Annotated in this window: 10 protein-coding genes; 6 read left to right on the forward strand and 4 right to left on the reverse strand. The window is 73.1% G+C overall.

The features are described 5' to 3' along the window. Positions 1 to 6: 6 nt before the first annotated feature. A complete protein-coding gene (locus BLT52_RS10355; protein ID WP_090593048.1) occupies positions 7 to 1,692 on the forward strand; it encodes a glycoside hydrolase family 13 protein in 1,686 nt (561 codons plus the stop codon). 133 nt (positions 1,693 to 1,825) lie between these two features. Here the strand turns inward: BLT52_RS10355 and BLT52_RS10360 are convergent, their stop codons facing one another. Both BLT52_RS10360 and BLT52_RS10365 read right to left on the reverse strand, forming a co-directional pair. Further along, a complete protein-coding gene (locus BLT52_RS10360; protein WP_090593051.1) occupies positions 1,826 to 2,521 on the reverse strand; it encodes a RibD family protein in 696 nt (231 codons plus the stop codon). Positions 2,522 to 2,590: 69 nt separating this feature from the next. Next, positions 2,591 to 3,418, reverse strand: a complete 828-nt coding sequence (locus BLT52_RS10365; protein WP_157677059.1) for an alpha/beta fold hydrolase — start codon at positions 3,416 to 3,418, stop codon at positions 2,591 to 2,593. Between the two features lie 22 nt (positions 3,419 to 3,440). Here BLT52_RS10365 and BLT52_RS10370 point away from each other — a divergent pair, with 22 nt between their 5' ends. After that, positions 3,441 to 4,022, forward strand: a complete 582-nt coding sequence (locus BLT52_RS10370) for a TetR/AcrR family transcriptional regulator (protein WP_157677060.1) — start codon at positions 3,441 to 3,443, stop codon at positions 4,020 to 4,022. Between the two features lie 23 nt (positions 4,023 to 4,045). On the opposite strand, the gene BLT52_RS10375 is transcribed toward BLT52_RS10370, so the two are convergent. Together BLT52_RS10375 and BLT52_RS10380 are read right to left on the reverse strand one after the other, a co-directional pair. After that, positions 4,046 to 5,032 carry a TIGR03557 family F420-dependent LLM class oxidoreductase gene (locus BLT52_RS10375; RefSeq protein ID WP_090593059.1) on the reverse strand — a complete coding sequence of 329 codons (987 nt, stop codon included), beginning with the start codon at positions 5,030 to 5,032 and terminating at the stop codon, positions 4,046 to 4,048. A gap of 71 nt (positions 5,033 to 5,103) precedes the next feature. Further along, positions 5,104 to 6,180: a hypothetical protein gene (locus BLT52_RS10380; protein ID WP_090593061.1), complete on the reverse strand. Its 1,077-nt coding sequence runs from the start codon at positions 6,178 to 6,180 to the stop codon at positions 5,104 to 5,106. A gap of 100 nt (positions 6,181 to 6,280) precedes the next feature. On the opposite strand from BLT52_RS10380, the gene trmD reads away from it, so the two are divergent. From trmD to BLT52_RS10400, 4 genes are all read left to right on the forward strand, one after another. After that, positions 6,281 to 7,480, forward strand: coding sequence for a tRNA (guanosine(37)-N1)-methyltransferase TrmD (trmD, locus tag BLT52_RS10385; protein WP_197678994.1), 1,200 nt, complete (start codon positions 6,281 to 6,283; stop codon positions 7,478 to 7,480). A 9-nt stretch (positions 7,481 to 7,489) separates the two neighbouring features. Beyond that, positions 7,490 to 11,077 (forward strand): transcription-repair coupling factor, encoded by a 3,588-nt coding sequence (gene mfd / locus BLT52_RS10390; protein ID WP_090593067.1) that lies wholly within the window; start codon positions 7,490 to 7,492, stop codon positions 11,075 to 11,077. A gap of 110 nt (positions 11,078 to 11,187) precedes the next feature. Next, positions 11,188 to 11,706 carry a hypothetical protein gene (locus tag BLT52_RS10395; RefSeq protein WP_090593069.1) on the forward strand — a complete coding sequence of 173 codons (519 nt, stop codon included), beginning with the start codon at positions 11,188 to 11,190 and terminating at the stop codon, positions 11,704 to 11,706. A gap of 56 nt (positions 11,707 to 11,762) precedes the next feature. Continuing rightward, positions 11,763 to 12,335: a MazG family protein gene (locus BLT52_RS10400; protein WP_090596594.1), complete on the forward strand. Its 573-nt coding sequence runs from the start codon at positions 11,763 to 11,765 to the stop codon at positions 12,333 to 12,335. Positions 12,336 to 12,513 lie beyond the last annotated feature (178 nt).

Below are 12,513 nucleotides of genomic sequence, written 5' to 3' on the forward strand. Positions count from 1 at the left end.
GAACCGGTGACTGACCGCGGCGTGCGCAGCGATCCCAGCTGGTGGCGGCAGGCGGTGGTCTACCAGGTGTACCCCCGGAGCTTCGCCGACGCGAACGGCGACGGCGTGGGAGACCTCCCCGGGGTCCTCTCCCGCGTCGACCACCTGGTCTCGCTGGGGGTGGACGCGGTCTGGTTCAGCCCCTTCTACCCCTCCGCGTTGTCCGACGGCGGCTACGACGTCGACGACTACCGCGACGTGGATCCCACCATCGGCACCCTCGACGACTTCGACGCCGTGGTCGCGGCACTGCACGCCCACGGCATCCGGGTGATCATCGACATCGTCCCGAACCACAGCTCCGACCGGCACGTGCGGTTCCAGGAGGCCCTGGCAGCGGGCCCCGGCTCGCCCGCTCGCGACCGCTACATCTTCCGGGACGGCCAGGGGGTGGCGGGGGAGCTCCCGCCCAACGACTGGCGGTCGTTCTTCGGCGGACCGGCGTGGACACGGCTGCCCGACGGGCAGTGGTACCTGCACCTGTTCACCCCCCACCAGCCCGACTGGAACTGGGACCACCCTGACGTGGCCGAGGACTTCCTGCGGACGCTGCGGTTCTGGGGCGACCGGGGGGTCGACGGCTTCCGGGTGGACGTGGCCATGTGCCTGGCCAAGGACCTGCGGGAGCCGTACGCAGCGTGGGAGGTGGTCAGCGCCAACCTTCCCCGGCCGATCGGAGCCGGCGGCCCGAGCCGGTTCCCCGACGGCGCGCACCCGCTGCTCGACCGCGCCGAGCTCGACACCATCTACGCCTCGTGGCGACAGGTCTTCGACTCCTACGACCCGCCCCTGTTCGCGGTGGGTGAGACCTGGGTCGAGCCGCACCGGCTGGCGCGCTACTCCGACCCCCGAGGGCTGGGCCAGGCCTTCAACTTCGACTTCCTGTGGAACCCCTGGGAGGCCACCCGCTTCCGCGAGGTGATCCGCGACAGCCTGGCCCTGGCCCAGACCGCCGGGACCTCCACCACCTGGGTGCTGTCCAACCACGACCTCGTCCGCCACGCCACCCGCTACGCCCCGAGCCCGCTGGCGCCCGACCAGCGTCTCACCGCCGCCGTCCCGATCGGTCCTGAGGCGAGGGAGCAGGGACTGCGGCGGGCCACCGCCGCCACGATGCTCGCCCTCGCCCTGCCCGGCAGCGCGTACCTGTACCAGGGCGAGGAGCTCGGCCTGCACGAGGTCACCGACATCCCGGCCGCCTCCGTGCAGGACCCCCAGGCGCGTCTCGTCGACGGCGTCCTGATCACTCGCGACGGGTGCCGGGTGCCCCTGCCCTGGACCACGTCCGGGCCGTCGTTCGGCTTCGGTGACGCTGAGGCGCATCTTCCCCAGCCCGAGTGGTTCGGTGCGGTGTCGGTCCAGACCCAGACCGCGTCAGACACGTCCACCCTCGCCCTGTACCGGCGGGCGCTGCAGCTGCGGCACGAGCTGCAGTGCGGTGAGGAGCTGACCTGGCTCGACCTCGGCGCCGACGTGGTGGGCTTCCGCCGACCCAACGGCTGGGTGTCGGTGACCAACTTCGGTGCCAGCCCGACGGCCCTGCCGCCAGGGGAGGTGCGGCTGACCAACGTCGACCTGGTCGACGGGCTGCTCCCCGCCGATGCCAGTGCCTGGCTGGTTCCGGTGGCCACGACGGACGCGCGAACCAGCTGAGCCTCCGGTCAGGCGGTACCGACGGCGCGGGTGCGTGCTCGCGTCGGTCTCTCGCGTGGGTGACGACGTCCCCGGCCACCGCGCACCCCGTGAGGCCGCGGCGCCGCCGCCCAGGTCCACCCGGTGCCAGCCGTCAGCGACGGACCTCGTAGCGCAACCAGAGGGTGTCGTCCTCCAGCCGCTCCAGGTCGGTGAGCGCGAGGTCGACCGAGCCGGGCAGCCCGTGCGGGAGCTCCACCAGCGAGCGGGCCCGGTGGCGTGAGGACAGCTTCGGGGCCACCAGCAGCACCAGCTCGTCGACCAGGCCCGCGGCCAGCAGCGCGCCGGTCAGGTTCCCGCCGGTGTCGGTGCGGACGGAGGTGATCCCGTGGCGACGCCGCAGCTGCTCCAGGGCGCCGGGCAGGTCGACCCGGCGGCTCCCGGCGGACACCACCTCCACGTCGCGGCGGCGCAGGTGCTCGACGTGCTCACGCGGCGTGTGGTCCCCGACCAGGGACACGTACCGCTCGTACCAGGGCTGGGCCTGGGCGTGACGCCAGTTGCGGACGGTGCCCGAGCCGTCGACCACCACCAGGGTCGGGCGCCGCTGCTGGACCAGGGTCTCGAACCCCGGCGGCGGTGGCACCGCCTCGACGGTCGGCCCGGGACCGGTCAGCTCGTCCTCGGACTCGGCCGGGCCGAAGGACTGCGCGGTGACGCTGCCCATCATGATCGCGTCGTAGTCCAGTCCGAAGCCGCGGCGGTAGTAGCGCCCCCCGTCGCCGGAGAAGCCCTCGATCTTCCCGTCGACGGTCACCTCGTTGTAGACGGTCACCCGTGGCAGCGTCATGGCGCGAGGCTACGCCGCCGCCGGCCTCCGGCGCCCGTCGTCTCCTCTGCCGGCCCGCCGCTCACCGCTTCACCGCAGGGTGGACCAGAACGCGAGCACCGCGTCGGCGAGCGCGGCGGGCTGCTCGAGCGGGATCAGCGTGCGCGCCCCGGAGATCGTCAGCGCCGTGGCCGCCGGTGCCAGCGACGCGGCCCGCCGGGCGTCCTCGGGGCTCCAGTCGCCGCGGTCGTCGGAGGCGACGAACAGGCAGGGGACGTGGATCCGCGGCAGGCGGTCCGTCACGTCGGCGCGGTCGATGATGTACGAGCGCAGGGCCCGGCTCAGGCTCACCCTCGTCGGTCGGTCCAGGCTGTCCAGCACGACGCCGCGGACGTCCTCGTCGCCGGCCGACGCGTCGGTCAGCATCGCCGACACGACGGCTCTGCGCACCGGTCCGACGGGGCCGGCAACCCGTAGCAGCGGGTGCAGCACGGCGATCTGGCGTCGGAGGGCGGGCGGGACGGGCTCGGTCGGTGCGCTGACCGCCACCAGGCTGCGCACCGCCGCGGGGTCGGTCGCCAGCTGGTAGCCGACGTGACCGCCGAAGGCGTTGCCCACCCAGTCCGCCGGCTCGGTCACCCCGAGGGTGTCGAGGACGTCGCGGGCGGCTCCGGCTGCCTCGGCGATGCTGCTGCGCCGCTCCAGCGGGTCGCTGCGACCCAGCCCCGGAGGATCGACCAGCAGGTACTCACGACCCGGGGCGCCTCCCAGCAGCAGGGGCAGCATCCGGTCCCAGGTGTGGCTGTCGACGAACATCGACGACCACAGCACTGTCGGCACGCCGCTCCCCAGGCGGCGCACGGACAGGGAGCCGAGCCGGGTCGGGACCCGCTCGGCGCGTTCTCGGGTGATTTCCATAATTGATGTTAGCGTGAGTAACGTGAAACGCAAGTACGAGATGACGGCGCGGGCCGACGCGGCGGAGCTGACCGCCGGACGCATCGTGGACGCGATGCTGCAGCGCCTGCGGACGACGCCGTACGAGCGGGTGCGGATGGAGGACGTCGCCTCCGACGCCGAGGTGACCTCCCAGACCGTGATCCGGCGGTTCGGCAGCAAGGCGGTGCTCATGACGACCACCGTCGAGCGGGAGCTGGGACGGATCGTCGCCCGTCGCGAGGCCGCCGTGCAGGACGGACCGGCCGCGACCGTCCGCGCCCTGGTGGAGCACTACGAGGAGTACGGCGCCCTGATCCTCAAGACCTACTCAGAGGCGCCGCTCGTGCCGGGGCTGCCGGAGATCGTGGCCCGCGGACGCGCCTACCACGTCGACTGGTGCCGACGCGCCTTCGCCGAGCACGTGGTGGCCGAGCCGGACGAGGCGGTGCGGGCCCGACGTCTGGCCCAGGTCGTGGCCGTCTGCGACGCGACCACCTGGCGCATCCTCCGCCACGACGGCGGCCTCGACCCCGCCGAGACCGAGCGCGCGGTCTCGGAGCTGCTGGAGCCCTTGCTGCGCTGACGCCGCGCCGGGACGCCGACGGCTCAGCGGGTGAGCTTGGGCAGGACCTGCTCGGCGAAGACGTCGATCCACTCGCGCTGGTTGCGGCCCACGTTGTGCAGGTAGACGCGGTCGAAGCCGAGGTCGACGAACCGCTGGATGTAGGCGCGGTGCTCGTCGGGGTCGGCCGACATGATCATCCGGCCCTCGAAGTCCTCGATCCGGACCAGCTTGGCCATCTCGGCGAAGTCCTTGGGGGAGCGGATGTCGGCCTTGGGGAACTTCATCCCGCCGTTGGGCCACTCGGTCAGCGCGTTCTGCCGGGCCTCCTCGTCGGTGGGGGCCCAGGACAGGTGCAGCTGCAGCACCTTCGGCATGGTGTCGGGGTCCTTGCCGGCCTCGCACGCCCCCTCGGCGAACTTGTCGAACAGCCCGGAGATCTTCTCCAGCGGCGCGCCGACGGTGATGATGCCGTCGGCGGAGCGACCGGTGCGCTTGGCGTTGATCGGTCCGGCGGTGGCGACCAGGATCTCCGGCGCGGTCTCCGGCATGGTCCACAACCGGGCGGTCTCCATCTTGAAGAACTCCCCGGCGTGCTTGACCTCCTTGCCGGTGAACAGCTTGTTGATCACCTCGATGGCCTCGAACATGCGTCGCGACCGCTCCCCGGCCTCGGGCCAGTAGCCGGCGATCACGTGCTCGTTGAGGGCCTCCCCGGCGCCGACGCCCAGCCAGTGCCGCCCCGGGTACATCGCAGCCAGCGTCGCCGAGGCCTGGGCCACCACGGCCGGGTGGTAGCGGAAGTGGGGCGCGACCACGCCGGGACCGAAGTCACCGGTGGTGCGCTCGCCGACCGCGGTCAGCACGTTCCAGACGAAGGAGGACTGGCCCTGGCTGGGCACCCACGGCTGGAAGTGGTCGGCGGCCATCACCCCGGAGAACCCCTTGGACTCGGCGTAGGCGCTGAGCTCGACGGCCTCGGTGGGGTGGAACTGCTCCAGCATGGCGGCGTAGCCGACGGTCAGGGACATGGTGCGGGCCTCCTCGGGTGTTCGACGTCTGCGAGCCTAGGCCCCGCCGCTCGGGGTCCGGCCCGGGGCGGTCAGCGGTCCAGCCACGAGCGCAGCGCCTGGAAGGCGAACCAGCCGCCCACGATCAGCGCCGTCGGCAGCCAGTACCTCTTCCGACGCAGCCGCCGGCCCTGGGGGGCGATGGCGTGGGGGGCGTGCACCGGTGCGTGGGCCACCATCCCCGGCGGCAGCGGGGCCTGCGCCTGGTCGGCCACCCGCAGGTCGCGGTAGGTGCGGGAGCGGTCGCGCATCCGGGCGGTGACGGTGTCGCTGATCCGGGCCAGCCGCTCCCACGTCGCCGGCTCGGCCACCGACAGGTCGTAGCGGGTGTAGAGGAACATCCAGTCGTCGACGAACTCCACGTCGAAGGCGTGGGTCTCGTCGATCAGGTGCGCCATCAGGTCGGGGGTGAAGACGTAGAAGGCGTCGTGGCCGTACTGGTCGGGGGCGTAGAGGTCGAAGTGCCGGTCGAACTCCCCGCCCAGGCTGATCCGCTGGTCGCGGTCGAAGCTGGTCGGGAGGTTGCTGCCCATGAACGTGTTGTTCGCCCTGGCGTCCAGCAGCATGTGGGGGAGCGGGCCCTCGAGACGGATGGCCGCGAACTGCCACTGGTGGACCTTGCTCTCCTTGCCCGACCCGGTGGTGTAGCGGTACCGGCCGCAGTCGGCCACCGGACCGTCGGTGGACCAGACGTGCTCGAGCACGCGCCGGTCGCGTCCCAGGCCGAAGATGGCCCCCTGGTACGGCGGGTCGGCCGACTGCGGGGAGAAGCGCATGCCGTTGGCGCGGGCGAACTCCCACGCCCTCAGCAGCCGGACCCAGTGGTTCCCGCCCCGGCCGCGGCGGAGGACCGCCACGACGACGACCCCGACGGAGAGCGCGGCCCACAGCAGCAGGGACGTCCGCAGGCTCCACCCGGCCCGGAAGGCCACGTTCGCCGTGATCACGGTCGGCAGGACGACGGCGAACAGGGCCACCACGGCGACCGCGCCCGCGGTGTTCGGACGCCAGCCGGCCTCCCCGCTGCGCAGCATCGCCCGGCGGAACTCCGACGTCTCCGCCTTGGTGACCGGGCGGGTCAGGGGTCGGGTGTCGAACGTCGTGGCCATCGGTCCACCCTCCTCGCTGCCGGTCGGGTCCCCGGACGGCTCAGCGAACTCTAGGCCGCGGACGGGCCAGGGCCGGCGACGTGGTGAGAGGATGACGCCCGTGCGGATCGACGTGGTGACCATCTTCCCCGACTACCTCGCACCGCTGGACCTGTCGCTGATCGGCAGGGCCCGACGCTCCGGCCTGATCGACCTGGCCGTGCACGACCTGCGCGACTTCACCACCGACCGGCACCGCACCGTGGACGACACCCCCTACGGCGGCGGGGCGGGCATGGTGATGAGGCCCGAGCCGTGGGGACGCGCCCTGGACCACGTGCTGGCCTCGGGTGGCCCCGGCGTCCGCCCCCGGCTGCTGGTGCCCAGCCCGGGGGGTCGCCGGTTCGACCAGGCGATGGCCCGCGAGCTGGCCGCCGAGCCCTGGCTGGTCTTCGCCTGCGGGCGCTACGAAGGCATCGACGAGCGGGTCCAGGTGGAGGCGGCCGAGCGGTTCGACGTCACCCTGGTCTCCCTCGGGGACTACGTGCTCAACGGTGGTGAGGTGGCGGTGCTGGCGGTCACCGAGGCGGTCGGGCGGCTGCTGCCCGGGGTGGTCGGCAACGCGGAGTCCCTGGTCGAGGAGTCCCACGAGGACGGGCTGCTGGAGTACCCCGTCTACACCAAGCCGCCGTCGTGGCGCGGGCTGGACGTGCCGCCGGTGCTGGTCTCCGGTGACCACACGAGGATCGCGACCTGGCGCCACCGGCAGCGTCTCGAGCGCACCGCGGCCCGGCGCCCGGACCTGCTGGCGCCGGCCTCGGCGGCGCCGGTGGAGGACCTCGAGATCGTGCCCGCGGTCCCCGCCGACGCCCCCGAGCTGCTGGTGCTGCAGCGGGCCTGCTGGCTGGACGAGGCGCGCGACAACCCCGGCGTGCGGATCCCGGCGCTGCACGAGGACCTCGAGACCGTCCGGGCCGCCCTGCTGACCCACGCCACCTGGGTGGTCCGCGCCGGCGGCCGGCTGGTGGCCTCGGTCCGCGGCCACCTGGACGAGCGCGGGTGGGAGGTCGGGCGGCTGATGGTGGCCCCCGACCGGCAGGGGGAGGGGCTCGGACGCCGGCTGCTCGCCCACGCCGAGGCGGTGGCCCCGCCCGGGACCGAGCGGTTCTGGCTCGTCACCGGTGCCGGCAGCGAGCGGAACCACCGGCTGTACCGCCGGGCCGGCTACCGCCCGGCTCCCGGACCCTCCCCGTTCGAGGGCGCGGTGGTGCTGACCAAGCGGGCACCGCACCGGCCGGGGAGTGTCGGAGGCAGCGACTAGGTTGTTCCGGTGACCTTGGCAGGACTCGTTCAGCACGTCGCCACCGACCCCGTGATCGCCGAGTCGATCGAGGACGCCCGCACCCGCGGCGCGGACGTCCTCGACCTGACCGTGGCGGCCCCGTTGCGACCCCTGGTGGCCGCGGCGCTGGCCGAGCGGTCGGGGCGCCCGCTGCTGCTGGTGACGTCGACCTACCGCGAGGCCGAGGACCTGTCGGCCACCCTCGGCTCGTTCCTCGACCCCGGCGAGGTGGCCTACTACCCGGCCTGGGAGACGCTGCCGCACGAGCGCCTCAGCCCCCGGTCCGACACGGTCGGCCGCCGGCTGCACGTGCTCCGCCGGGTCACCGGGCAGGACGAGGAGGCGGCTCCGCGGGTGGTGGTCGCGCCCATCCGCAGCATGATCCAGCCGCAGGTCAGGGGGCTGGCCGACCTGCGCCCGGTGCGCGTCGTGGTGGGGGAGGACACCGACCCCGACGACCTGGTCAAGGCGCTGGTCGCGGCCGCCTACAGCCGCGTGGACATGGTCGAGCGCCGGGGCGAGTTCGCGGTCCGCGGCGGGATCGTCGACCTGTTCCCGCCCACCCTCGAGCACCCGGTGCGGATCGACTTCTTCGGTGACACCGTCGAGGAGATCCGTCTCTTCGCCGTGGCCGACCAGCGCTCCGGGGAGGAGACGCTGCCCTCGGTGGTGGCCCAGCCCTGCCGGGAGCTGCTGCTCACCGAGGACGTCCGCGGCCGCGCCGCCGCCCTGGTCAGCGACCAGCCCGAGCTGGCCGAGATGCTGAGCAAGATCGCCGACGGCCAGGCGGTGGAGGGCATGGAGTCGCTGTCCCCGGTCCTGGTGGACGGCATGGAGCTGCTGGTCGAGGTGATGCCGGCCGACACCCTGGTGGTCGTGCAGGACCCCGAGCTGGTCCGCACCCGCGCCCACGACCTGGTCCGCACCTCCGACGAGTTCCTGCACGCCTCCTGGGCCGGCGCGGCCGGGGGCGGTGCGGCGCCGATCGACCTCGGTGAGTCCGCCTACCGCTCGCTGGCCGACGTCCGCGCCTGCGCCCGCGACCGCGGCCAGGGCTGGTGGAGCTTCTCCTCCTTCAACGCCGGACCCGAGGGCGGCGACGGGCTCCCCGTCCGCACCGAGGACGGCGAGATCGTCGACCTCTCCGCCAGCGAGGGCCTCGCCAGCGTGCCGACCCGCAGCGTGGACGCCCGCGCGATCGACTCCTGGCAGGGCGACACCGAGGCGATGGTGGCCGAGGTGGCCCGCGGGGTCCGCGCCGGCTGGCGGATCGTGATGACCGCCGAGGGTCACGGCCTGATCGAGCGGATGCGCGAGGTCCTCAACGACTCCGACATCAGCGCCCGGGTGCTCGACGGCCTGCCCGACGTGCCCGAGGAGCAGGTGGTCAGCCTCGTCACCTCCGAGCTGCGGCACGGCTTCCGGATGGAGTCCACCCGGCTGGCCGTGCTCACCGCCGGTGACCTGTCCGGCCAGCGGGCCGCCGACAAGTCCCAGCGTCGGATGCCGGCCCGCCGCAAGAACCAGATCGACCCCCTGCAGCTGGTCTCCGGGGACGCGGTGGTGCACGAGCAGCACGGCGTCGGGCGCTACGTCGAGATGGTGCAGCGCACCGCCGGCGGGGCCACCCGGGAGTACCTGGTGATCGAGTACGCCCCCTCCAAGCGTGGGCAGCCCGGCGACCGGCTCTACGTGCCGATGGACCAGCTCGACCTGGTCACCCGCTACGTCGGCGGGGAGAGCCCGACGCTGGACAAGATGGGCGGCGCGGACTGGAGCAGGCGCAAGACCCGGGCCCGCAAGGCCGTCCGCCAGATCGCCGGCGAGCTGATCCAGCTCTACGCCGCGCGCCAGGCCACCCGCGGCCACGCCTTCAGCGCCGACACCACCTGGCAGCGCGAGCTGGAGGACGCCTTCGGCTTCGTCGAGACGCCGGACCAGCTGGCCACCATCGAGGAGGTGAAGAAGGACATGGAGCAGATCATCCCGATGGACCGGCTGATCTGCGGCGACGTCGGCTACGGCAAGACCGAGATCGCGGTCCGGGCGGCGTTCAAGGCCGTCCAGGACGGCAAGCAGGTCGCCGTGCTGGTGCCCACCACCCTGCTGGTGCAGCAGCACACCCAGACCTTCGCCGAGCGCTACGCCGGCTTCCCGGTCACGGTCGCCCCGATCAGCCGCTTCCAGAGCGACGCCGAGACCAAGGCCACCCTGGCCGGACTGGCCGCCGGCTCGGTCGACGTCGTGGTCGGCACCCACCGGCTGCTCTCGGGGGAGGTCAAGTTCAAGGACCTAGGGCTGGTCGTGGTCGACGAGGAGCAGCGTTTCGGGGTGGAGCACAAGGAGGCGCTGAAGCGGCTGCGCACCCACGTCGACGTGCTGGCCATGTCGGCCACGCCGATCCCGCGGACGCTGGAGATGGCGGTCACCGGGATCCGCGAGATGTCGACCATCGCCACCCCGCCGGAGGAGCGGCACCCCGTGCTGACCTTCGCCGGACCCTACGACCGCGGCCAGGTGGCGGCGGCGATCCGGCGCGAGCTGAGCCGCGAGGGTCAGGTCTTCTACATCCACAACCGGGTGCAGAGCATCGACCGGACGGCGGAGCAGATCCGCGAGCTCGTCCCCGAGGCCCGGGTGGTCACCGCCCACGGCCAGATGGGGGAGGCACGGCTGGAGCAGGTGATGATCGACTTCTGGGAGCGGCGGGCCGACGTGCTCGTGTGCACCACCATCGTCGAGGCCGGACTGGACATCTCCAGCGCCAACACGCTGCTGATCGAGCGCTCCGACCTGCTCGGGCTCTCCCAGCTGCACCAGCTCCGCGGCCGCGTCGGTCGTGGTCGCGAGCGCGGCTACGCCTACTTCCTGTACCCGCCGGACAAGCCGCTGACCGAGACCGCGCACGACCGGCTCGCCACCATGGCCGCCCACACCGACCTCGGTGCCGGCATGCAGATCGCCATGAAGGACCTGGAGATCCGGGGGGCGGGCAACATGCTGGGCGGTGAGCAGTCCGGCCACATCGCCGACGTGGGCTTCGACCTCTACATCCGGCTGGTCGGGGAGGCGGTGGCGGACTACCGCGGCGACGGCGGCGAGCCCGAGCCGGAGATGCGGATCGAGCTGCCGGTCGAGGCCCACCTGCCGGTGGACTACATCGAGTCCGAGCGGCTGCGGCTGGAGATGTACCGCCGGATCGCCGAGGTGCGCAGCCAGGAGGACATCACCGCCATCGTGGCCGAGCTGCGGGACCGCTACGGCGCGCCCGGCGGGTCGGTGCTGACGCTGCTCGAGGTGGCCCGGTTCCGGCTGCTCGCGCGTGCCGCCGGTCTCACCGAGGTGGTCAGCCAGGGCAACTACGTCCGCTTCGGTCCCTTCGAGCTGCCCGAGTCCAGGGTGCTGCGGCTCAAGCGGCTGCACCCGGGCTCGGTGATCAAGGAGACCGCCGGTTTCGTGCTGGTGCCGCGGCCACGGGCCTCGCTCGGTCAGGCGGCACCGACGGGGGAGCAGCTGCTCCAGTGGTGCAACCAGGTGGTCCGCGACGTCTTCGCCGGCGAGCCGGTGGCCGCGTGAGCGTCCCGGTGCTGACTAGGATCGGCCGCGACGACGTCGACGACGGACGGGGAGCAGGCGTGCGAGGAACGACGAAGCAGCATCGGCAGGCGGACCGACGACGCTCCGGGGTGGTGCGGGCGACGGCCGTCGGCGTGGTGGCCCTGCTGGCGCTGGCCGGCTGCGCCCGACCGCCGTCCTCGGCCGCCGAGGTCGGGGACACCACGATCAGCAACGCGACCGTCGACAGCACGGTGACCGGCGTGGCCCAGGCCCTCGGTGCGGAGCCGGGTGAGATCAACCGCAAGGCCGTCTTCGCCTCGCTGGTGCAGGGGGCCGTGGTCCAGGAGGTGGTGGCCGACCAGCAGGAGGCCGGCCGCGACCTGACGGTGACGGGCCCGGAGCGCACCGCGGTCGTGCAGGCCCAGCCCCAGCTCCAGGAGCTGCTCACCGTGCCCGAGGCCGCCCCGCTGGCCGAGGCGCTGATCGACTTCACGGTGGTGCAGCAGCGGATGGGCTCGGAGGCGTTCCAGGAGGCGTTCTTCGCCGTCCCGGTCGAGGTCAACCCGCGGTGGGGGACCTGGGACCCGGCCTCGCAGGAGGGTCTGACCGGCACCGGCTCGCTCTCGGTCGAGTCCTACACCGGGTGAGTGCTCCGACCGCGGGTCCCGGGCCGCTGGCCGAGGTCACCCGCTTCGTCGAGGTGATGACGCGGCTCCGCCGGGAGTGCCCGTGGGACGCCGAGCAGACCCACGAGAGCCTGGTCCGCTACCTGGTCGAGGAGACCTGCGAGGTGGTGGAGGCCATCGAGGACGGCTCCGACACCGACCTGCGTGAGGAGCTCGGCGACCTGCTGCTCCAGGTGGTCTTCCACGCCACCATCGCCGCCGAACGGGGCACCTTCACCCTCGACGACGTCGCCCGGGAGGTGGCCGACAAGCTGGTGGCCCGCCACCCCTACGTCTTCGCCGGCTCGGACCTGCCGCCTGACCTGGAGGGCAGCTGGGAGCAGCGGAAGCGGACCGAGAAGGGGCGGACGTCCGCCCTCGACGGCATCCCCGCCCGGCTCTCCGCGCTGACCCGCGGGCACAAGGTGGTGTCCCGCACCCGCTCCCACGGCGTCGACGTCGCCCTGCCCGCCGACCCGGTCACCGAGGACGAGCTGGGGGACGGGCTGCTGGCCCTGGTCGCCCGCGCCCAGGCGTCCGGCCTCGACGCCGAGCAGGTCCTGCGCGGCCGGCTCCGGGCCCTGGAGACCGAGGTCCGCACCACCGAGTGAGCCGGCCCAGGCCCTCCTCGAGTCACGTCCTCAGCGCGGCTCCTCGGCAGTCCCTCGCCACGTCGTGATGGGCGAGGCGGTTGGCTGGAGGATCTCTCCAGACGAGGACCGACGGGGGCGGTACCGAGCTCGTGGGTCAGACCCCTCTCGTGCGCACGGCGTCTTCCGCAATGCCGGT

Source organism: Auraticoccus monumenti (assembly GCF_900101785.1).
GTDB classification, from domain to species: domain Bacteria; phylum Actinomycetota; class Actinomycetes; order Propionibacteriales; family Propionibacteriaceae; genus Auraticoccus; species Auraticoccus monumenti.